Here is a 21,361-nt window from a genome sequence, read left to right as displayed (position 1 = left end):
GCCGCTCGATGCTGCGTTCAGAGTTCCTCGAGGCGTGCGCCGTCAAAGAAATGTCCTGCCTTGTAGATCATGGGGTCCACGTCGGCGACCTCGGCGTGCCGTACCCGGCCCACGAAGATTGTGTGGGTCTTCGCCTGGAAGCGTTCCTTGATCTCGGCCTCGAGGGATGCGGCCGAGCCGTCGATCAGCGGCACACCGTGAGGGCCTGCGTGCCAGTCCAGGTTGGCAAATTTGTCCGGAGTCTTTGACGCAAACGTGCGTACAGTGTCGTGCTGTTCGTTGCTGAGGATATTGATCCCGAAGTGTTCCGACTGGAACAGGGCCGGGTAGGTGGACGATGTCTTCTGGACACAGACGAGAACAAGCGGCGGGTCCAGCGAAATCGAAGCATAGGAGTTGGCCGCAAGGCCGCGGGGTTTGCCGTCTACGTCGACGGTGGTCACCACGGTGACACCAGTAATGAACTGCCGGTTGAAACCCTTCATGACTTCCAGCGGAAGGTTGCCGGTCAATTCATCCACCACCACATTCGCCGTTTCGTCCTCGAATGCCGAGTGGAGGGACGGAACGCCCAGATCGGCCAGGAGTTCGGCCGCGTCCCAGGTGACCCGTTCGTAAGCGATGCGGCCATCGCGCAGCGTGAGGGCGTTTGATCCGCGGGTCTCCACCACGCGTCCTGTGGGCGGAACTCCACCAAGCGGGTGCGTGAATGTGCCGGTGGTTGTCCAAAAGATTGCTACATCGTCGCCGTCTGCGATGACCTTGTCGATGCGTGTGGTGAGGTCCGGGAATGCCGCCCGGATTTCAAGGATTTCCTGCTGGAGCTCCTTCAGGCCTGTGATCTTTTTCGTGCCGGCGCTCTCACGCTGGTAGTCGGCGGTGACGATCGCGTCGAAAGCACCGACGTCACCCTCGTCCCAGGCTGCGGTCCAAGCTGCGGTCAAGGTGTGGTTGATTGTCTGTTGCATGCCACAACCGTAAATCCAAGTGTGATCTACGTCAACACCTCTTTGTAAAATTGGCTTTCTAGCGCGGAATTAGGAAAACTTGTTGACGTTCACCTTGTATGCAACGTAGGTTTGATGCATGCAAGAGACTCTTCAGGCAAAAACCCAAGAACAGGCGAACGGGAATCAAGGAAGCCTTCTGGATAAGCTGCGCAAGCTCGTCCTCAGTGGCGAATACCCTCCCGGCGCTCCTCTTCCCGAGCTGTTCCTGGCTGAAGAGTTCGACGTGAGCAGGACGCCCGTCAGGGAGGCGCTCAAGCAGTTGGAAAATGAGGGCCTGGTTGAGATACGGCCGAAGGTTGGCACGTTTGTCCGGATACCCACCCGCCGCGAAATTGTCGAGCTGTTTCAGCTGAAGGAAAGCCTTGAGGGCCTGGCAGCGAGCCTGCTGGCCCGGCGTGGTCCGGTGCCGGAACTCGAACGGCTAAAACGCAACATCGAGGCGTCAGAGGGCGCCGAACGCCGCGGCGACAGCGCCAAGTATGCCGAACTGGTCCACGAGTTCCACTGGACCATCGTGAACGGATCCGATAATTCAAAGCTTCGTGAACACTACGGGCGCCTCATGAACCAGCTTGCCTACCACCGGATCGTCCTGGAAACCGTTGAGCGTCCTGCCCGGATGCGGGCCTCCATCCGTGAGCATCAGTCGGTCCTCGAAGCGATCCTGGACAAGGATCCCACCGGCGCCGAACTTGCGATGCGCGGCCACGTTAATGCCTCAAGCCTTGCCGCGGCACGTATCGAAGCTCCCGAAGTGGCCGGAAACTGAAATTTTTGCTGGTTCCATCCGTCGTGAACGGGTGGCCAGCCCGGCATCGCCGCCATACCAGCGAACCGCCCTTAGCGGCGGAGAAACCGAAAGGATGTGCACAGTGTGCTCCCTGACTGCAATTGGCTTCCGACGGAAGGGCCTGAACTGTGTCTGATACAGCCCTGACTTCCCTTACCGCCGGCGGAACGGATCTTGACCAGGCGCACCTCATGGAAGAGCTCGCCCGGCAAGTCGGTGTCCGGAAGATTACCGTTCTCACGGAGGAACTGCTCCGCGACGGCCAGGGGTCCCTGCCCACCAGCGTGACCCGGGCCGCCGCAGCAGCCATTGTACGGAACCCCTGGGCAGGTTCCCCGGTCTCGAATGATCTCGCACCCGAGACAGAACGGATTGCTCCGGTGCTCGCGAAGGTCCTCACCGACCGCCTCACCTCAGCACTGGGCGGTGCCGTCGAAATTGAGGCGTTCGGAAAGTCGGCCGTTGTTGGGCTGAACGGTGAGGTTGAGCATGCCGCGGCCCTGATCCACACACCGTTCTTCGGCAATCTTGTCCGCGAGTTCCTCGAAGGCACGTCCATCCTGTCCTTCTCGGACGACCGCGCGGAACCAGGAACTTCCATCGCCGTGCCCATGTGGCACAAAGAGGCCGCGTCCACCCGCAGCCACTACCAAACCCTGACGCTGAGCCTGAGCGATGCGCCCCACCCGGATGAAATCGTCGTGATCGCCGCTGCGTCCACGGGGTCGCGTCCGCATCCCCGCATTGGCGACCGAACAACCGACCGCCCCGTAACCGCTGAAATACTGGAGGGAATCCTGCCGTGAATATCCGCAAGATCGTTACTTTGTCCGAAGAAATCCTGACCGAGGGCGGGCGTCCAGTTACGCCAGGTGCCCGCGTCGCCGTCGCCATCGCCGTCGTGGAAAACCCGTGGGCTGGCCAAGGCTTTGTCGAGGACCTCAGCCAAGGGATCGATGCAACAGCTTCAGACCTCGGCGCCCTCCTCACTCCAAAGGTCATCGAGGCGCTCGGCGCCCCCGTCGAGGCCTACGGCAAGGCAGCCATTGTGGGCATCGAAGGGGAAGTGGAGCACGGCTCGGCCCTGATCCACACGCTGAAATTCGGCGACCACTACCGCAAGGCCGCTTCCGCAACCACCCTGCTGCCCGCCGTCGAGAAACGCGCGCCCGCCGGTACGGTGTTCGACATCCCGATGAAGCACATCACGGACGCGACCATCCGCTCCCACCACCAGACCGTCGAGGTAAGGATCGCCGACGCTCCCCACCCCGGTGAAATCCTCATTGCCCTCGCGGCCTCCGCCCAGGGCCGGCCCCAGCAGCGCCTGGCGCCCCTCTCCACAGAGCAATGACCGGAACCCAGGAAACGCCTGTTGCCCTCCTGCACGGGGTGGGCCTCGATGCCACCATGTGGGCACCCGTCCAGGATGCCCTCGGGCGTGAGTCCATAGCCATCGACCTCCCCGGGCACGGGCAGCAGCCCCCGCTGTCGGAACCGGTCACGCTTCAGGAAATGGCCGACGACGTGCTGACGCGCCTCCCCGAACGATCCCACCTCGTGGGCTTCTCACTGGGTGCGCTGGTTGCGCAGTACATCGCGAGGTTCCATCCCGGCCGGGTCAAGACCCTCACCTGTGTGAGCTCGGTGTGCCAACGCACCGAAGCCGAGCGCAGTGCGGTCAGCGCCCGGCTGGCCTCTGCCGAAGCGGACTTCCCGGCAACGGTTGAGGCTTCGATCAACCGCTGGTACTCAGGTACGGCTGTCCCGCAAAGCGTGGTGGACGCGACCCGCCGGACGCTCGAGGCAAATGACGTGCAGTCCTTTGTCCACGCCTACCGCGTCTTCGCCTTAGGAGACGGGATGATCGGCAACGAGCTCAGCCGCATCGAGATACCGGTGCTGGCCATCACCGGCGAGCACGACCCGGGGTCGACGCCGGAGATGACCAGGCGGCTTGCCGCAGCAATCCCCGGTGCGAGGGCCGTCGTCGTCCCGGGTGCCCGGCACATGCTCCCCGTCCAGGACGCTGATGTCCTGGCCCGGGCCATCAACGAGTTCATAAAAGATTCCGAAGGAGAACGCGCATGACTGTTCGACTCGACCACTTCATCGGGGGTGCCTGGTCTGCTCCCGTCGGCGGGGAATACTTCCCCAGCACCAACCCCGCAACCCTGGATGTGCTCTACGAAGCGGCCCGGGGAAGCGAAGAGGACGTGCGACGGGCCGTGGCGGCGGCGAAGACCGCGTTCCAGTCGCCGCTGTGGCACGACCTCTCGGCAACGAAGCGCGGCCACCTTCTGCGCCGCCTCGGGGACCTCATTGGCGAGCACGCCGAGGAGCTCGCCGAGCTTGAAACCCTGGACAACGGCAAGCTGCTGCGCGAGATGCGCGGCCAGCTCGCCAGCCTGCCCGAGTACCTGTATTACTACGCCGGGCTCGCAGACAAGGTCCAGGGCAGCCAGATCCCCACCAATTCGCTTACGATGCTCAACTACACCCAGCGCGAACCGCTTGGCGTGGTCGGGGCCATCACTCCATGGAACTCTCCGCTGACGCTGACCACCTCCAAGCTCGCCCCTGCCCTTGCGGCCGGCAACACGGTGGTCATCAAGCCCAGCGAGTACACCTCGCGGACCATCCTCCGCGTCGCTGAACTGGCCTCACAGGCAGGATTCCCCGACGGCGTGGTGAACGTCGTCACCGGCTTCGGCCAGGAGGCCGGTGCTGCCCTGGTAAGCCACCCGGACCTGGCTAAGATTTCCTTCACGGGATCCACGCAGACCGGAGCCCGCATCGCCGCGGAGACCGCGTCACGCTTCATCGGCTCCACCCTTGAACTGGGCGGCAAGAGTCCCAACATCGTGTTCGAAGACGCCGACGTTTCGAATGCCGCCATGGGGGTCATCGCAGGGATATTCGCCGCAGCAGGGCAGACCTGCATCGCGGGAAGCCGCGTTTTCGCCCACCGCAGCGTTTATGACGAACTCGTTGAGCGGGTTGCAGAGAGGGCAGCATCGATCATCATCGGTGACCCGCTCCTGGCCACGACTGAGCTCGGACCCCTTGCCTTCGGTGCACAGCTGGACAAGGTCAGCTCCTACGTCGACCTTGGCATCAGCGAGGGCGCAACGGTCCGGACAGGGGGCCGCAGGCCGGAGATCGACCTTCCGGGATTCTTCTTCGCGCCGACTGTCCTCACCGACGTCGATAACTCCATGCGGGTTGTCCGGGAGGAGATCTTCGGCCCCGTCGCCGCGATCATGCCCTTCGACTCGGAGGACGAGGTGGTAGGCCTGGCCAACGATACCGAGTACGGCCTCGCCGCCGGTGTCTGGACCCAAAACCTCGCCCGCGCCCACCGGATGGCACGACGCCTGGAGGCCGGCACGGTGTGGGTCAACACCTACCGCGCCATGTCCCCGATGTCACCACGGCAGGGTTTCAAGAACTCCGGTGTGGGCATCGAGCACGGGCTGGAGTCCATGCACGAGTACACCCGGCTCAAGAGCGTCTGGATCAACACCGACGAAGGACCCGTATCCGACCCCTTCGTCCTCCGCAGCTAAAGGAGCCACTAAATGCCTCTCATCGAAGTATCCATCGCCCGGGGCCGGACCCCGGAACAGCTCCGCTCGCTCATCGCGGAGCTGCACCGCGCCGCTGAAACCTCTGTGGGTGCCGTGCCCGAGAACACCACCGTCATAATCCGCGAGATCGAGCACGAACACTGGTCCCGCGGCAACCAGACCATAGCCGAACGCAATGCCGCCACCCAGGAAGCTGCACTCAACGAGGCACCGCTGAACGCCGCAGAACAAAGGAGTTACTAATGCGCTTTTCCCTCTTCGTCCACATGGAACGCTGGGACGAAACCGTCTCGCACCAGGAATTGTTCGAGAACCTGACGGAACTCACGCTCATCGCCGAAGCCGGCGGCTTCAGCACGGTGTGGATCGGTGAGCACCATTCCATGGAGTACACCATTTCCCCCAGCCCCATGCCGCAGCTCGCCTATCTGGCAGCACGCACGTCCAAAATACGGCTCGGCGCAGGCACCATCATCGCCCCGTTCTGGAACCCGCTCCGGGTGGCGGGCGAGTGCGCGCTGCTGGACGTCATCAGCAACGGCCGGATGGAAGTGGGACTCGCCCGCGGCGCGTACCAGTTCGAGTTTGACCGGCTCATGGGTGGCATGTCCGCAGTGGACGGGGGCAAGCACCTGCGCGAGCTCGTCCCGGCAGTGCGCAAGCTCTGGGAAGGCGACTACGCCCATGACGGCGAGGTATGGCAGTTCCCGACCTCCACCAGTGTCCCCAAGCCAGTCCAGAAACCCACACCACCCATGTGGATCGCCGCCCGCGACATCTCCTCGCACGAGTTCGCCGTGGCCAACGGCTGCAACGTCATGGTCACTCCGCTGATGAAGGGCGACGAGGAGGTCGAGGACCTGGCACGCAAGTTCGACACCGCCGTCGAGAACAATCCCGGCGTAACCCGACCGGACCTCATGGTTCTCCGCCATACGCACGTCCACCCGGAAGACGAGCCCGAGGGATGGCGCCGCCCGGCGGAGGGCATCCAGAAGTTCTATCGAACCTTCGATGCCTGGTTCGGCAACAAGACCACTCCCAAGAACGGTTTCCTTGAGCCGAGCCCTGAGGAGAAGTTCGCTGAGCGCCCGGAGTTCACGCCGGAATCCCTCCACCAGACGGCCATGATCGGGACGCCGCGTGAGGTCATTGAGCGTCTCCGCCGGTACGAGGCACTCGGCGTCACCGAGTTCAGCGTCTGGTCCGACAACAGCCTCACCCATGAGGAGAAGAAGCGGTCACTCGAGCTCTTCATCGAGCATGTTGTACCCGCATTCCAGGAACAGCCCGCTACAGCCGCCCGCTAGTGCCACACAGAGGGCAAAGATCCCCATGTGGGAAGAGAACGACGGCGGGATGTCCCGCCGTCGTTTTCGTCGAGGTGCCATCCCCAGCGGAACAACCAGCACAAAGTGAGTTAAGCAGTTGTCCAACCAAGCAATGCCGACATGGGCGATCCAGCGGATTAATGCGGTTCTTGCCGCGGAGTACGATTTAGGCCGGCGGCCAACGGAGGCGGTTCTTGCCCAGCGGACGGGGTTGAGTAAACGCCTTGTCCGGAGATGCCTGCTCCATGCAGCGACCGCTTTGAACGGCAGCAAAGTCCTGACGCCCGCCAACAGCACCGTTCCCACCTAGTAGCACTGGAGTACCGAAGGCATCTTTCTGTCCGAGAACCAGCCCAGTTTCTCCTCCGCAGCCAGCCCTCTTCCCAGACTCCGGACGTAAACTGACCTTCGCACCACCTCTTGCGGACACTGTGTCAGGAGCCGCCCATGCTCTGGAAGCTGCTTGTTGAATACCTGCGGCCGCACCGCACGCTGCTGCTCGCCGTCGTGATTTTCCAGCTGGCGCAGTCCATCGCGTCCCTGTACCTGCCCACGCTCAACGCGGACATCATCGACGAGGGCGTGGCCAAGGCGGACATCGGCTACATCCTGAGCCTGGGCGGCGTGATGCTGGGAATCACCCTGCTGCAGATCGTCTGCGCCGTGATCGCGGTGTACTTCGCGGCGAAGGCGGCCATGGGCGTGGGCCGGGACCTGCGCGGCGCGATCTTCAAACGCGTGGGGGAGTTCTCCGAGCAGGAAGTCACCAGGTTCGGCGCACCAAGCCTCATCACCAGGTCCACCAACGACGTCCAGCAGGTCCAGCAGCTGGTGCTCATGTCCGCCACCATGCTGGTCACCGCGCCCATGCTGAGCATCGGCGGCGTGATCATGGCCGTCCGGCAGGACGTGCAGCTGTCCTGGCTGATCGCCGTCGCCGTCCCGGTGCTGCTCATCGCCGTCGGCCTCATCACCGCCCGGATGGTGCCCCTGTTCCGGAAGATGCAGAAGCGGATCGACACCGTGAACCGCGTCCTCCGCGAGCAGCTCACCGGCATCCGCGTGGTCCGCGCGTTCGTCCGCGAGGAGATCGAGACGGACCGCTTCGCCCGCGCCAACGAGGACGTCACGGACACCGCCCTGCGCGCCGGCCGGCTGATGGCGCTCGCGTTCCCGGTGGTGATGCTGGTGCTGAACGTCTCCAGCGTGGCCGTGATCTGGTTCGGCTCGTTCCGGATCCAGGACGGCTCCATGCAGGTGGGCACGCTTATCGCCTTCCTGAGCTACCTGCTGCAGATCCTGATGTCCGTCATGATGGCCACATTCATGGCCGTGATGATCCCGCGGGCGTCGGTTTCGGCGGACCGGATCGGCGAGGTGCTGCGGACCGAGTCCAGCGTGCGTCCCCCTGCCAGGCCGGTGCGGACGACGGCGGGACAGGACGGCCGCCGCCGCGGCGAGTTGGAGATGCGCGACGTCGGGTTCGCCTACCCGGGTGCCGACCAGCCCGTCCTCACCGGGATCAGTTTCACCGCCAAAGCGGGGCAGACGACGGCGATCATCGGCAGCACAGGATCCGGCAAAACCACCTTGGTGAACCTCATGCCCCGGCTGTTCGACGCCACCAGCGGCTCTGTGCGGTTGAACGGCGTGGACGTGCGCGAGCTGCACCCGGACCTGCTCTGGGGGCACATCGGCCTGGTACCGCAGCGGCCCTACCTGTTCAGCGGCACCGTCCGCAGCAACCTGCTCTACGGCAAGCCGGACGCCTCCGAGGACGAGCTCTGGTCCGCCCTGGAGATCGCCCAGGCGCGGGACTTCGTGGAGCGGATGGAGGGCGGCCTGGACGCATCCATCAGCCAGGGCGGCACCAACGTCTCCGGCGGGCAGCGGCAGCGGCTGGCCATCGCCCGGGCCCTGGTGAAGCGGCCCGAGCTGTACATCTTCGATGACTCGTTCTCCTCGCTGGACACCGGTACCGACGCCCGGCTCCGGCAGGCCCTCAGGCGCAGCACCGCCGGTGCCACGCTGGTGGTCATCGCCCAGCGCGTGTCCAGCATCGTGGACGCGGACCAGATTTTAGTGCTCGACGACGGCAGGATCGTGGGGCGTGGAACGCACAGTGAGCTGCTGGAGACGTCCGAGACGTACCGCGAGATCGTGAACTCCCAGCTGGCGGCGGAGGAGACGGTATGAGCCGGCAACCCTCTCCCGCACCCGGCACCAAGGCCGCGCCCGCCTCCGCACCTGGAGGCGCCGCCGTCGTACGCATTCCGCGTCCCATGGGCGGGCCGGGGCGCGGCGGACCGTTCGCGGGGATGAACGTCCCGGCGGAGAAGGCGATGAACTTCTGGCCGTCCGCCAAACGCCTGCTGGGCACGCTGCGGCCGGAGCGGGCCTGGCTGCTGCTGGTGTTTGCGACGGCGGTGGCCGGGGTGGCGCTGTCCGTGATCGGGCCGCGGCTGCTGGGGGAGGGCACCAACCTGATCTTCGCCGGCGTTGTGTCGCGCGAGATGCCTGCGGGGGTGAGCAAGGAGCAGGTGATCGCGCAGCTGCGGGCCGCCGGGGAGGGGCAGCGCGCGGACATGCTCAGCGCGATGGACCTGGTGCCGGGGCAGGGGATCGACTTTGCCGCGCTGGGCAGCGTGCTGACGTGGGCGCTGGTGCTGTATGTGCTGTCGTCCGCGTTCATGTGGGTGCAGGCGTATGTGCTGAACGGGGTGGTGCAGCGGACAGTGTTCGGGCTGCGCGGGGAGATCGAGGCGAAGATCCACCGGCTGCCGCTGCGGTATTTCGACTCAATCCAGCGCGGCGAGCTGCTGAGCCGGGTGACCAACGACGTGGACAACATTTCGCAGAGCCTGCAGCAGACCATCAGCCAGGCGGTCACGTCGGTGCTGACGGTGCTGGGCGTGCTGGTGATGATGGTGATCCTCTCGCCCACGCTGGCGCTGATCGCGCTGGTGACCATTCCTCTGACGCTGGTGATCACGGCGCTGATCGCCAACCGCTCGCAGAAGCTGTTCGTGGCGCAGTGGAAGAACACAGGCGAGTTAAATGGGCAGATCGAGGAGACCTACACCGGGCATGCGCTGGTGAAGGTGTTCGGCCGGCAGCGCGAGGTGGAGGAGCGGTTCCGGCAGAAGAACGCGGAGCTGTATGAGGCGAGCTTCGGGGCGCAGTTCATTTCCGGGCTGATCATGCCGGCCATGACGTTCATCGGGAACCTGGTGTACGTGGGCATCGCGGTGGTGGGCGGGCTGCAGGTGGCGTCCGGGGCCATGCAGCTGGGCGACGTGCAGGCGTTCATCCAGTATTCGCGGCAGTTCACCATGCCGCTGGCGCAGCTGGGGTCCATGGCGAACGTGCTGCAGTCCGGGGTGGCGTCCGCGGAGCGGGTGTTCGAGCTGCTGGATGAGGACGAGGAGTCTGTGGAGCCTGCGCCTTCTGCCGGGCCGGTGTTCGGGCGGGGGCGGTTGGTGTTCGAGGATGTGTCGTTCTCGTATTCGCCGGACAAGCCGCTGATTTCCGGTTTGTCTTTGGTGGCGGAGCCGGGGCAGACGGTGGCGATTGTCGGGCCCACCGGGGCGGGGAAGACCACGCTGGTGAACCTGATGATGCGGTTCTACGAGCTGGATGCGGGGCGGATAACGCTCGACGGCGTGGACGTCACCTCGGTGCCCCGGCGCGAGCTGCGCTCGCGGCTGGGGATGGTGCTGCAGGATACGTGGCTGTTCGGCGGGACCATCCGGGACAACATTGCGTACGGGCGGCCTTCTGCTACCTCGGAGGAGGTCCTTGAGGCGGCGAGGGCGACGTACGTGGACCGGTTCGTGCGGTCGCTGCCGGACGGGTACGACACGCTTCTGGAGGATGAGGGCTCCAACGTGTCCGCTGGGGAGAAGCAGCTGCTGACCATTGCCCGGGCGTTCCTCGCCCGGCCGTCGGTGCTGATCTTGGACGAGGCGACGTCCTCGGTGGACACCCGGACCGAGGTGCTGGTGCAGAAGGCGATGAGCGCACTGCGGTCCGACCGGACTTCTTTCGTGATCGCGCACCGGCTGTCCACGATCCGCGACGCCGACCTCATCCTGGTGATGGAGGCCGGCCAGATAGTGGAGCAGGGGACCCACGCTTCACTGCTGGCTGCCGGCGGTGCATACGCGCGGCTGTATGAGGCGCAGTTCGCGGCGCCGGCGGCGGAGGTTTGAGCGGAGGTTGCCGATCCGTGGGCAGCTAGGGGCAGTGCGAGGACGCCGACAAAATTGCTAGTAGGACACGCACAAAGAGGTCCATAAATTGTGAGAGTCGGCAGGACAATAAGAAGATGCAGCGTCACCGGCAGCCTGGAGTTGCTGCATGCTTTGCGCGTTCTAGATTGCTTTAACTGGGGGAATTTTGCTCGACTCTGTTCACATCATGGGGGCTCCTTGCTTCGCCGCTGAAGGCGTAATGGTAGGACCACTCGGCAAGTGCAATTTTTTCTACGGGGCCAATGGTGCCGGTAAAACTACGATAAGTCGTGCCCTTGCCGACGAACGCTCCTTCCCTGGAACAACCCGCACTTGGTCGGATGACGCCAAGAGCCTACGGGTCTACAACAGGGAGTATGTCCGTTCAACCTTTGGGGCTGTGTCCCCAAATCTTCCAGCTGTATTCCTCTTGGGAAGTGACAGCCGGGATGTTCATGCTTCCCTGGAGAGCCTAACCGGGAAAATATCGGCCCTGAGCATCAAGAACCGCCAATGGAAAGCAACTCGGCAAGGCAAAGCTGACGCCATCGAAGCCGCACGTGACGAGCTAAAGTCAACGGCTTGGGCCAAACGTGATGAAGTGCCAGCCGAATTGCATGACATGTTCAAAGGCTACAAGGGGAGCAAGGAGAACTTCCTCGTCAAAGTACTCGAAGTGCAACGCCAGGCGGTGTCCACCGCTGAGACTTTTGACGTGCTAGTGGGTCAAGCCTCGAGTGTTCTTGATGTAACAGCAACAAAGATTACTCCCCTTGAGGGTGTTGAATTACCATCCATACCGTCCTCGGATGGTTTGCAACTTCTTGCTCAACCGGTCATTGGCAGCAAGGATGTCGAGCTGGCTAGTTTGATTGAGTTCCTTGATAACGGTGACTGGGTTCATCACGGCCAGAAATATCTCGACAAATCCGGAGGGCAGTGCCCCTTCTGCCAGCAGGGAGTCCCCGCGAGCCTAGAGCATGAGCTTAATGCCTATTTTGATGCTCGATACACCGATAGACTTCAATATCTACTCAATCTGGACGAGCAATACCAGAAGCTTGCGGATGACGTCCAGAAGCATCTGGAGCAGTTGAAAGGACCTATGCTGCAATGGGTTGACGCCGCTCAGTTTGAGCTTGCTTCCGATCATTTGCTTGCGGCTCTGGAGCGCAATCTGAACATTATCAAAGCAAAAGTTCAACGACCCTCGGACGTTGCGATCCTTGAAAACATTGGTCCATATATTGATACTTTAAATGCACTAATTAGCAATGCAAATAGGCTTATTGCCGACCATAATAATCTCATCGATAACAGGGCGGTAGCAAAGCGCGATTTGATTACCCGATGCTGGTCGTTTTTTGTCCATGATAGGCTCGCGGTTCCCCTTGCGAAATATTCTGAGGCCACGCGACCTCTCATTGCTGCGCATGACGGTGTGCAGAAAAAAATCGCTGAGGCTGAAACCAATCTCAGTATGATGCACGACAGCTTCTCCGCACTGCAGAAGGAAGTGAGTTCAAGTGAACCTGTCATCACCCACGTCAATGATGTTCTGCGTTCCGTAGGTTTCCATAGTTTCAAGTTGAGGAAGTCCTCGGAAGTCGAGGACGGGTACATCCTGGAGCGCGCTGATGGGACTCCGGCCGATGTTGGATCATTGAGTGAGGGTGAACGGACCTTTATCACTTTCCTTTACTACTACCATCAATTACGTGATATGCGGACCGGGGATGCAGGCTCAAAGGTGGTCGCTGTGATTGATGATCCGATTTCAAGTCTTGATAGCGACGTACTTTTCGTTGTGAGTTCCCTCATTAAAAAATTGATGGCAGAAGTTGATGCTGGAACCGGCCCTGTGGCTCAGCTCCTCTTGCTAACCCATAATGCGCATTTCCACAATGAAATCACGTACCGAAAAGAAGGTGCGACGAATCGCTATTTTTCTGTCAAGAAGCGGCGCGGTGGCCCAAGTGAGGTTCTCGCGCACGGTAGCACCAACCCAGTACGAACTGTCTACCGAAGCCTCTGGGACGAAGTGGCGGCAGCAAAATCTAGACCTGAGAGTGCATCTATTGGCCTGCAGAACATCATGCGGCGCATACTTGAAAACTATTTTAGGATTCTGGGTGGCATTGACGACTCTGAGATTGTTGGTCATTTTCAAGACGAGCAACAGGCCATCTGTCGATCCTTGCTTTCCTGGGCTAATGATGGTTCTCATTCTTCAACTTTTGACACAATCGACTTTTCTCCTACGGAGGTTAGTGTCGAAATCTACCTTCAGGTGTTCGAAGAAATATTCACCCGTTCGGGAAATCCTGGTCATTACAAGATGATGATGCCTGCACAAGACCTTGAACTGGTCGCGTAGCTGGGTCCTTTGAAGTATTCGACGGAGGGATGGACCAACGGAAACGAGATTGGTGTATCCGGTCGACGCGGCGCTCGTCGCGCTCAAGCGGCTCTCCGTCGACGCCATGGGCATGAACGTGCCACCGGCCCGGACGGAATGACTGAAGAAGCGTCCCGCCTGGCGGTATCTAGCTTCGAGTCGTAGTTCAACACAGTGCCGGTCATTCTGCATCTGCAGAGAATGGAAGAGGCCTTGTCAGCGCCTGCTCCGGCTGCCCGCTAGAGAACAGCGGGTGAACCCGAAGGCTTGGGCTGGCAACTATGGTTAGTTGGTCGCCTGCTTCGTTTGGCATCAAGCCAATGTTCAGGGATCCTGTAAACTCCTCGATCGAGTGCCTCCCCCACCGAAGCAATACCAAAGCTCTCTCTTCGCTAAGAACTCGTCCTGTCAGTACCCCTCCCCCTTCCATCACGTGCCTGTATGCCAGGTCGTTAAAGAATTGGGGTGCCCAAGCGAAGCCGTGGGCGAAGCCTGAGCAAAGCTGCCATCGTGAGAAGAAATCTGTGCCGCGTTCCTTGTCTACTTGGCGTAATGCATCGGATCTGTTCAAAGGTGCCTTAATGGCGGCGTTCCTCAAGCCGAGGAACGCCGCACTCCCTAAGAGACTGTCGACTTGCGCTTTCGAGTCTTCAGATGATTTGCGCGCATCGGCTTGGACGTTGCCGGGGACGCCAGGGTCGGCAGCCATATGTGTAAAGAACTTTGAGGCATTAAACAGTGAATCATGGGCTACTCTTAGCGCCCGTTCCTGCCTTCCGGCGCGTCCTTTTCCGGTAAGGACCCACATGCCCACGCCCGAAAGTTCCACCGCGCCCCTAACTAACGTCGGGATGCCTGCGGGATGCAGTCTTCCTAGTCCGGCAGCGAGACCAAAGGCGGACGCGAGGTCATCCACTGCTGTATCGAGGAGTGATCGGACGATGGCAGCAACAGACGAGCCTTCCGGCATGCCTGTTTCATCCCGGGCCAGTAGGCTCGTCGCGTCCGGCGGATAGGACGTTCTGTTAGATGTGCGTTTGTGGGTTTTCTCCAGCCACAGGCCTAGGTCGTTCCACTCACGTGAGTACTCATTTTCGTTTGGCATTTTTAGAGTCTGGCAGAATCGAGTTTGCGCAGTGCGGAGGCAGTGTAGGGACAGGAAGTTCGGCGGAAACCTGTGGACCTGCTAGTCAACGGTCTCCGCCCTCTCCACCAGGGCGGAAGGGTGTTCATGGCCCGGAGAAGCGCTAACCGCCGTTTCAGCGGGTGGCTCGAAGACCAGTGCCTGGAAACCGAAAGCACATCGGGCGCGGACTACGGTTCGCTGAACACAACGAGACATTTTGCCGATAACCTCGAACACCAGTATCAGCCAAATCCAGATCCGTGGCCGCCTCGCCGCAGTCGGCAGTGTGGCCACACACCAGCACTGCGGTAACCCTGGGCAAGGGGACAGACAAAGTCCGGAATTCTCGTACCAGGTCGCTGCTGAACTTCACCTAGAGCATTCCCTTGTCCCACAAGCTGACCCGATGCTTGAGGCTGTCGATGGTGTTGAGGAACTGGGAGTAGGTCTCGAACGTCGCGTTGTTGGCGTTGTCCACTAGATGTTTCTTGAAGTTTTGAGCCTCTCGGAACGTCGACAACGTCTCGCTGTCGATCATCTTGTTGCGATGTAAATCGGCCAATGCGTGCACGACGCTATTGGGCCGCTTATAGGGATTCGAAGATCCGCCTGAGCCCATGAACAAGCGTTGGTGCAAGTTTAGGGAAGTGTCTTCAAGGTCAGCCCAGCTGAACTCTATCTGTGCCTTTGCGTTGTTCAGGACGTCGGCTTCATCCGAATCGATCTCGTCAGGTTCAGATTCCTGAGAGGAGGCTGTGGAACCCTCGTCTCCCTTTTTCAGCTTTTCGGGAAGCTTGCCCACCTTCTCAGACAACTCGCCGGCTTCTTCCCTCAGAGAGACCGATACTCCGGCGAAAGCCGCCTCTTTCACGCGGAAGAAGATGCCGTTAATCTGCTGTCGGAACATACGCAAGGCAACCAGGATTACACCCGGCCACGCGAGAACCTTCAGAAATTCCACCACGACCAGAGCGACGTCCCGCGAAACTATTCCGTAATCCATGCCCCATCTTTTACGAGATGCTCCCGGGAAAAGCGGAAGCCGAACTGAGCGTACTAGGACAACCGGGACACTGGAAATCTGGCAATCTACCTTCGGAACCGTTTGGCTCTCGTCTAGCTGCTTTTGCGGCCCTTCGAGATCGTCTGTTGTCGCCGAAGCTTAGAGTTAGGATATGCAGCAGCTCTTCGACTTCGCTTTTGCGAGATTGCATCACGCCACAGTGAAGCGTAAAGAATTTGGTGAGTCTTGGAAAGACTACATTTCGACCCATCCTTGGGAAATCGACGTCCGCAACATCAGCCCGAGGTCGTTCGAAATCCTAGCGGTCACACGGGCGCAAGCACCGGTACAGATGTCACTGGCGTTCAGTGATTGGCTGGCAACAATTCGTGCAGCCCTCGACAACGGCCTATACGCTTGGGTCGCAACCGCCACCGACCAGAACCCACCTCCCCTGGCCGAGCGTATCCAGTATCCAATTTGTTCAACACCCAAGGAATTTGCCAGCCAGCGGAAGCGCTTGTCCGGCGTTCCCCTTGACATTCTCGACAAACTTGAAATGGCTCAGCCCTATCAGGTGGACTCGGGTCCCGAAAGCACCTTGGTCTATTGGGTCCATGAGCTAGCCCGCGTCGACCGACACCGGAGCCTGCACATAGGACTTGGTAGGGTCAGTGCGCATCGCATCCGCCTGCTACTACCTGAAGATGTGACGGCAACTTTTGACGAGTCGGTAAAGCCGTTTCAGCACATTGACGGTGAGCTTTTGATCGGCCGTTTCACCACGAGCAAGGCAATTTCCCGCTTTGACATGAAGGTGGACCTGAGGGGTGTAGGGATCGACCCGGAAATCCAAGCATGGGCTGGTTTCAGGTTGGATGGACAACGGACATCCCTTGTTGACAGGATGAGGTACACAGAGCTTTTCACTCTGAACACAGTCGAAAATATGGCTTACTTCAGTGGTGTCGAGCCACCAGACGGCTTTCTTACCTTCGATCCGCCTGAAGAAGGCTGAATCCCTTCGATGCGTGTGAAAGGCAGCCGCCCAACTCGCGGCGTTCGAAGGTCGCGAGAGCAGCCCTCCGGCGCTTTTCGGCTCCAGTTGCAGTTATCGGTCTTCCTCCAGCACCGGCCCCGGGAGACAGGCTCTGATCGATGGGGCCCTTGGCGGAACGTCCGCACCCGCCGTAGTACACGGACACACAGCGCAACGTTTCAGCCTCCGCACGTAACCTGTTTAGATGCCTCGTTTTGCGCTTGATATTGAGTCCGTGCCCCGCCCTGCCCGTTCGCAGGAGCTCCTGGACGCCGTGAACCACCGGGTCGTCATTGCCGACGGCGCCATGGGCACCATGCTGCAGGGCCGCGACCTGTCGCTCGAAACGGACTTCCAGAACCTCGAAGGCTGTAACGAGATCCTCAATGACACCCGCCCGGACGTCATCGGGGACATTCACGACGCCTACTTCGCCACGGGCATCGACGCCGTCGAGACCAACACTTTCGGCGCCAACTGGTCCAACCTCTCCGACTACGGCATCGATGACCGCATCGCCGAGCTCGCCCTGAAGGGCGCGAAGATCGCTCGCGAACGCGCTGAAGCGGCAGAAGAAACAGACGGCCGGATGCGCTGGGTCCTCGGCTCCATGGGGCCCGGCACCAAGCTCCCCAGCCTTGGCCACACCAGCTACGACTACCTCAAGCAGACCTTCGCGCTGCAGGCCGAAGGCCTCATCGACGGGGGAGCGGACGCCTTCCTCATCGAAACCAGCCAGGACCTCCTGCAGACCAAAGCCGCGGTCAACGGCTGCAAGCAGGCCATCGTCTCCCGCGGCATCCGCCTCCCCATCTTCGTGGAGGTGACGGTCGAAACCACCGGAACCATGCTCATGGGCTCCGAAATCGGCGCTGCGCTCACCGCACTCGAACCCCTCGGCGTCGACGCCATCGGCCTGAACTGCGCCACCGGCCCGGACGAGATGAGCGAGCACCTGCGCCACCTCTCCAAACAGTCCTCCGTGGCCATCGCCTGCATGCCCAACGCCGGCCTGCCCATCCTCGGCGCCAACGGCGCGCACTACCCGCTCACCCCCACCGAACTCGCCACTGCCCACGAGCAGTTCGTGCGCGAATTCGGCCTGGGCCTGGTGGGCGGCTGCTGCGGTACGACGCCGGAACACATGGCCGCCGTCGTCGAACGCCTTGCGCCCTTCCGCACCCAGGAGACGAAAGCCAGCAGCGGCCCCGCCCGCGTCCCCACCGAACGCGAAGCCGGCGTCGCCTCCCTCTACCAGCACGTGAACTTCGACCAGGACGCCTCCTACCTCGCCATCGGTGAGCGCACCAACGCCAACGGTTCCAAGGCGTTCCGCCAGGCCATGCTCGAAGAGCGCTGGGACGACTGCGTGGACATCGCCCGCGAGCAGATCCGCGTCGGCGCCCACCTCCTCGACGTCTGCATCGACTACGTAGGGCGCGACGGCGTCGCCGACATCAAGGAGGTCGTCTCGCGTTTCGCGTCGGCCTCCACCCTCCCGCTCGTCATCGACTCCACCGAACCGCCCGTCCTGAAGGCCGGCCTGGAACTCATCGGCGGCCGCCCGGTGGTCAACTCCGTCAACTACGAGGACGGCGACGGCCCGGACAGCCGCTTCGCGCGCATCATGCCCCTCGTGAAGGAACACGGCACCGCCGTGATCGCCCTGACCATCGACGAACAGGGCCAGGCCCGCACCACCGAAGGCAAGGTGGCCATCGCCTCCCGCCTCGTCGACGCCCTGGTGGGCGAATGGGGGATGCGCGTCGAGGACATCATCGTCGACGCCCTGACCTTCCCCGTCGCCACCGGCCAGGAGGAAACCCGCCGGGACGGCATCGAAACCATCGAGGCCATCCGCCAGATCACCGCGAAGTACCCCGGCATCAACACCACGCTCGGTGTCTCCAACGTGTCCTTCGGCCTGAACCCGGCCGCGCGCATCGTCCTGAACTCCGTGTTCCTGCACGAGGCCGTGCAGGCGGGCCTCACCAGCGGCATCATCGACGCCGCCAAGATCGTCCCGCTCGCCTCCCTGCCGGAAGAGCAGCGCAAGGTGGCCCTGGACCTCGTCTATGACCGCCGCGAATACGACGCCGACGGCAACACCACCTACGATCCGCTCGCCATCATGCTGGACATGTTCGCCGGCGTCGACACCGCAGCGCTGAAGGACCAGCGCGCCGCCGAACTCGCCGCGCTGCCCACCGGCGCGCGCCTGGAACGCCGCATCATCGACGGCGAAGGCAAGGGCCTCGAAGAGGACCTGGACCTGGCCCGCAGCGAGGGCATGACACCGCTCGGCATCATCAACGACCACCTGCTCGAGGGCATGAAGGTGGTGGGCGAGCGCTTCGGCGCCGGCGAGATGCAGCTGCCGTTCGTGCTGCAGTCCGCCGAGGTAATGAAGAATGCGGTGGCCCTGCTCGAGCCGCACATGGAGAAGTCGGATTCGTCCGGCAAGGGCACCATGGTGATCGCCACCGTCCGCGGCGACGTGCACGACATCGGCAAGAACCTCGTGGACATCATCCTCACCAACAACGGCTACAAAGTGGTCAACATCGGCATCAAGCAGGGCATCGCCGAGATCATGGCCGCCGCGGAGGAGCACAACGCGGACGTCATCGGCATGTCAGGCCTGCTGGTGAAGTCCACCGTGGTGATGAAGGAAAACCTCGCCGAGCTGCAGTCCCGCGGCCTGGCCAAGAAGTGGCCGGTGATCCTCGGCGGCGCAGCCCTGACCCGCGCCTACGTGGAGCAGGACCTGGCCGAGCAGTTCGACGGCGTGGTCCGTTACGCCAAGGACGCGTTCGAGGGCCTCGCCCTCATGGAGCCGCTGGTGCGCGTTGCCCGCGGCGAGTCACCGGACGACGTCGGCCTGCCGCCTTTGAAGAAGCGCATCCACAAGGGCGGCGCGAAGTTCACGGTGACCGAGCCGGAGGCGATGCCCGGCCGGTCCGACGTCGCCACCGACAATCCTGTGCCCGCGCCGCCGTTCTGGGGCACGCGCATCGTGCGCGGCGTCTCGCTCCACGAGTACGCCGCCTTCCTCGACGAGCGCGCCACCTTCATGGGGCAGTGGGGGCTCAAGCCCGGCCGCGGTGAGGACGGCGCATCTTACGAGGAACTGGTGGAACGCGAGGGCCGGCCGCGCCTGCGCTACTGGCTGGACCGTATCCTGGGCGAGGGCATGCTGGACGCGTCCGTCGCCTACGGCTACTTCCCGGTGGTTTCCGAGGGGGAGCAGGTGGTGGTGCTGCACCACGGCGAGGATCACGACGGCGTCCTCGGCGTCCCCGGTCTGCTCGCCCCGGACGGTGGTTCAGGGGGTCCGATCGGCACCGACCGCCTGCGCTTCGACTTCCCGCGCCAGCGCCGCGACCGGCACCTGTGCCTGGCCGACTTTGTGAAGTCGCGCGAATCCGGCCAGATCGACGTGCTGCCGGTGCAGCTGGTCACCGCCGGCTCGAAGATCGAGGAGTTCACCTCCAAGATGTTCGCGGCCAACCAGTACCGCGACTACTACGAGCTCAACGGCCTGGTCATGCAGCTCACCGAGGCGCTGGCCGAGTTCTGGCATGCCCGGATCCGCAAGGAGCTGGGTTTCGCGGCGGAGGAGCCGAAGGACACTGCGGGGTATTTCAAGCTCGACTACCGCGGTGCCCGGTTCTCGCTCGGCTACCCCGCGTGCCCGGACATGGAGGACCGCCGCAAGGTGACGGAGCTGCTGAAGCCCGAGCGCATGGGCGTGATCCTGAGCGACGAGCTGATGCTGCACCCCGAACAGTCCACCGACGCGTTCGTGTTCCACCACCCGGAGGCGAAGTACTTCAAGGTGTGAGCTGGAATCGGGCCAGCTGGGTCTGCCGACGTACCAGGCCGGTTTGAGCCAGAAGGGTGAACTCAGTAGCTAAGGGAGCCGACAGCGGCAATTCACCCGCCGAATCTCTTCGAGCCTCCCCGAGCGTCCCCCTAATACCGGTCCGTAGCGTAGCGGTTCTTTTTGTTGCAGGAGCATACTGGATGCGCCGCTCAAATCGCTGGACGATTGGACCGTCCGAGCGGCCTATTCACCGGGCAGATCCTGGGAAAATCTGCTGGCATCCTGGCGGAGGCGGGATCTCTTCCCACGCTTCGCCTCCCTGAAACAGAACATATTGGTCTCAGAGGGGTAGAAGATCAACGATGAATCGCACCAAGATGGGGCTCCTGTCCATGGCGGCTTCCGCAGCGCTTGCCATGGGACTTGCTCCCGGAACTGCAGCGGCCCACGACGGATCCGGGCACGGGGCATCGGACCACAGCGACGACTGGCGGGACAACGACGATCAGCGCCGGCTGGTCAGGATCCTGAGAGATGCTACCGACCACTACCGTTGGCTGGAAAACGCGGAGAAAGACGGCTACGAGCGGATCACCGACTGCATCGAGAAGCCCGGAGTCGGTGCTATGGGCTTCCACTATGCGAAGCAGAAACTGCTCGATGACAAGACCCAGGCCCGAAAACCTGAGGTTCTCGTATACATGCCAAATAAGTACGGGCGGTACAAGCTGGTAGCCGTTGAGTTTATCTCGACGGCCGTCGACCGGCCTTCGATTGCCGGGGTCGACTTCGAGACCGGGCCGTTCGAACAGTCGTGGGCGCTGCACGCATGGGTTTGGAGGGACAACCCGGACGGCATGTTCGCAGCCTACAACCCGGACCTGAGCTGCCCGAAGAAGTAACGTCCCAGTGATGGTCGGACTGTAGGGACCTCAACACTAATTTGCACCTCGCGACAAGGAGGCGGACGCTCCTGCACCTCGCCTGCAGGAGCGTGTGCTCCCGAATCACCCATA

General features: G+C 62.1%; 16 protein-coding genes. 13 read left to right on the top strand and 3 right to left on the bottom strand.

Annotation, left to right across the window (positions count from 1 at the left end; translation table 11 throughout):
• Positions 1-17 precede the first annotated feature (17 nt).
• On the bottom strand, positions 18-968 hold the full coding sequence (locus tag KTR40_RS16490) for a flavin reductase (RefSeq protein WP_139030582.1): 951 nt from the start codon (positions 966-968) through the stop codon (positions 18-20).
• Positions 969-1,086: 118 nt separating this feature from the next.
• Between KTR40_RS16490 and KTR40_RS16485 the strand changes: the two genes are divergently transcribed.
• The 10 genes from KTR40_RS16485 to KTR40_RS16440 all read left to right on the top strand — a co-directional run bounded on the left by KTR40_RS16485 (position 1,087) and on the right by KTR40_RS16440 (position 13,330).
• Entirely contained in the window at positions 1,087-1,779 is a 693-nt protein-coding gene (locus KTR40_RS16485; protein ID WP_139030581.1) for a GntR family transcriptional regulator, read from the top strand.
• A 149-nt stretch (positions 1,780-1,928) separates the two neighbouring features.
• Positions 1,929-2,606 (top strand): amino acid synthesis family protein, encoded by a 678-nt coding sequence (locus tag KTR40_RS16480; RefSeq protein WP_228404411.1) that lies wholly within the window; start codon positions 1,929-1,931, stop codon positions 2,604-2,606.
• Positions 2,603-3,154 carry an amino acid synthesis family protein gene (locus tag KTR40_RS16475; protein ID WP_139030580.1) on the top strand — a complete coding sequence of 184 codons (552 nt, stop codon included), beginning with the start codon at positions 2,603-2,605 and terminating at the stop codon, positions 3,152-3,154. The genes KTR40_RS16480 and KTR40_RS16475 overlap by 4 nt, the downstream gene beginning before the upstream one ends.
• On the top strand, positions 3,151-3,891 hold the full coding sequence (locus KTR40_RS16470; protein WP_139030579.1) for an alpha/beta fold hydrolase: 741 nt from the start codon (positions 3,151-3,153) through the stop codon (positions 3,889-3,891). Before KTR40_RS16475 ends, KTR40_RS16470 begins: the two co-directional genes overlap by 4 nt.
• Complete coding sequence (locus tag KTR40_RS16465) at positions 3,888-5,369, top strand: aldehyde dehydrogenase (RefSeq protein WP_139030578.1); 1,482 nt, start codon at positions 3,888-3,890, stop codon at positions 5,367-5,369. Before KTR40_RS16470 ends, KTR40_RS16465 begins: the two co-directional genes overlap by 4 nt.
• 12 nt (positions 5,370-5,381) lie before the next feature.
• Positions 5,382-5,633: a tautomerase family protein gene (locus KTR40_RS16460; protein WP_139030577.1), complete on the top strand. Its 252-nt coding sequence runs from the start codon at positions 5,382-5,384 to the stop codon at positions 5,631-5,633.
• A complete protein-coding gene (locus tag KTR40_RS16455) occupies positions 5,633-6,700 on the top strand; it encodes an LLM class flavin-dependent oxidoreductase (RefSeq protein WP_139030576.1) in 1,068 nt (355 codons plus the stop codon). Before KTR40_RS16460 ends, KTR40_RS16455 begins: the two co-directional genes overlap by 1 nt.
• A gap of 468 nt (positions 6,701-7,168) precedes the next feature.
• A complete protein-coding gene (locus KTR40_RS16450) occupies positions 7,169-8,917 on the top strand; it encodes an ABC transporter ATP-binding protein (protein ID WP_139030575.1) in 1,749 nt (582 codons plus the stop codon).
• Positions 8,914-10,932 carry an ABC transporter ATP-binding protein gene (locus KTR40_RS16445; protein WP_304940886.1) on the top strand — a complete coding sequence of 673 codons (2,019 nt, stop codon included), beginning with the start codon at positions 8,914-8,916 and terminating at the stop codon, positions 10,930-10,932. The genes KTR40_RS16450 and KTR40_RS16445 overlap by 4 nt, the downstream gene beginning before the upstream one ends.
• A 241-nt stretch (positions 10,933-11,173) precedes the next feature.
• Positions 11,174-13,330, top strand: a complete 2,157-nt coding sequence (locus KTR40_RS16440; RefSeq protein WP_171059121.1) for an AAA family ATPase — start codon at positions 11,174-11,176, stop codon at positions 13,328-13,330.
• Between the two features lie 202 nt (positions 13,331-13,532).
• On the opposite strand, the gene KTR40_RS16435 is transcribed toward KTR40_RS16440, so the two are convergent.
• Positions 13,533-14,456: a hypothetical protein gene (locus tag KTR40_RS16435; protein ID WP_139030572.1), complete on the bottom strand. Its 924-nt coding sequence runs from the start codon at positions 14,454-14,456 to the stop codon at positions 13,533-13,535.
• A gap of 394 nt (positions 14,457-14,850) precedes the next feature.
• A complete protein-coding gene (locus tag KTR40_RS16430; protein WP_139030571.1) occupies positions 14,851-15,480 on the bottom strand; it encodes a hypothetical protein in 630 nt (209 codons plus the stop codon).
• Positions 15,481-15,652: 172 nt separating this feature from the next.
• Between KTR40_RS16430 and KTR40_RS16425 the strand changes: the two genes are divergently transcribed.
• From KTR40_RS16425 to KTR40_RS16415, 3 genes are all read left to right on the top strand, one after another.
• A complete protein-coding gene (locus KTR40_RS16425; RefSeq protein WP_139030570.1) occupies positions 15,653-16,498 on the top strand; it encodes a hypothetical protein in 846 nt (281 codons plus the stop codon).
• A gap of 226 nt (positions 16,499-16,724) precedes the next feature.
• On the top strand, positions 16,725-20,363 hold the full coding sequence (gene metH / locus KTR40_RS16420) for a methionine synthase (protein ID WP_139030569.1): 3,639 nt from the start codon (positions 16,725-16,727) through the stop codon (positions 20,361-20,363).
• A 344-nt stretch (positions 20,364-20,707) separates the two neighbouring features.
• On the top strand, positions 20,708-21,247 hold the full coding sequence (locus KTR40_RS16415; RefSeq protein ID WP_139030568.1) for a hypothetical protein: 540 nt from the start codon (positions 20,708-20,710) through the stop codon (positions 21,245-21,247).
• The last annotated feature ends 114 nt before the right edge of the window (positions 21,248-21,361 follow it).

This window comes from Pseudarthrobacter sp. L1SW (assembly GCF_020809045.1).
Classification (GTDB): Bacteria; Actinomycetota; Actinomycetes; order Actinomycetales; family Micrococcaceae; genus Arthrobacter.
Note: the sequence above shows the minus strand (reverse complement) of the source record. Positions and strands in the feature narration are given on the sequence as shown.

Excerpts from the sequence above, each read along its gene's own strand:
- KTR40_RS16490 (WP_139030582.1), bottom strand. The coding sequence starts at position 968 with ATGCAACAGACAATCAACCACACCTTGACCGCAGCTTGGACCGCAGCC.
- KTR40_RS16485 (WP_139030581.1), top strand. The coding sequence starts at position 1,087 with ATGCAAGAGACTCTTCAGGCAAAAACCCAAGAACAGGCGAACGGGAAT.
- KTR40_RS16470 (WP_139030579.1), top strand. The coding sequence starts at position 3,151 with ATGACCGGAACCCAGGAAACGCCTGTTGCCCTCCTGCACGGGGTGGGC.
- KTR40_RS16465 (WP_139030578.1), top strand. The coding sequence starts at position 3,888 with ATGACTGTTCGACTCGACCACTTCATCGGGGGTGCCTGGTCTGCTCCC.
- KTR40_RS16460 (WP_139030577.1), top strand. The coding sequence starts at position 5,382 with ATGCCTCTCATCGAAGTATCCATCGCCCGGGGCCGGACCCCGGAACAG.
- KTR40_RS16455 (WP_139030576.1), top strand. The coding sequence starts at position 5,633 with ATGCGCTTTTCCCTCTTCGTCCACATGGAACGCTGGGACGAAACCGTC.
- KTR40_RS16450 (WP_139030575.1), top strand. The coding sequence starts at position 7,169 with ATGCTCTGGAAGCTGCTTGTTGAATACCTGCGGCCGCACCGCACGCTG.
- KTR40_RS16445 (WP_304940886.1), top strand. The coding sequence starts at position 8,914 with ATGAGCCGGCAACCCTCTCCCGCACCCGGCACCAAGGCCGCGCCCGCC.
- KTR40_RS16440 (WP_171059121.1), top strand. The coding sequence starts at position 11,174 with ATGGTAGGACCACTCGGCAAGTGCAATTTTTTCTACGGGGCCAATGGT.
- KTR40_RS16435 (WP_139030572.1), bottom strand. The coding sequence starts at position 14,456 with ATGCCAAACGAAAATGAGTACTCACGTGAGTGGAACGACCTAGGCCTG.
- KTR40_RS16430 (WP_139030571.1), bottom strand. The coding sequence starts at position 15,480 with ATGGATTACGGAATAGTTTCGCGGGACGTCGCTCTGGTCGTGGTGGAA.
- KTR40_RS16425 (WP_139030570.1), top strand. The coding sequence starts at position 15,653 with ATGCAGCAGCTCTTCGACTTCGCTTTTGCGAGATTGCATCACGCCACA.
- metH (WP_139030569.1), top strand. The coding sequence starts at position 16,725 with ATGCCTCGTTTTGCGCTTGATATTGAGTCCGTGCCCCGCCCTGCCCGT.
- KTR40_RS16415 (WP_139030568.1), top strand. The coding sequence starts at position 20,708 with ATGAATCGCACCAAGATGGGGCTCCTGTCCATGGCGGCTTCCGCAGCG.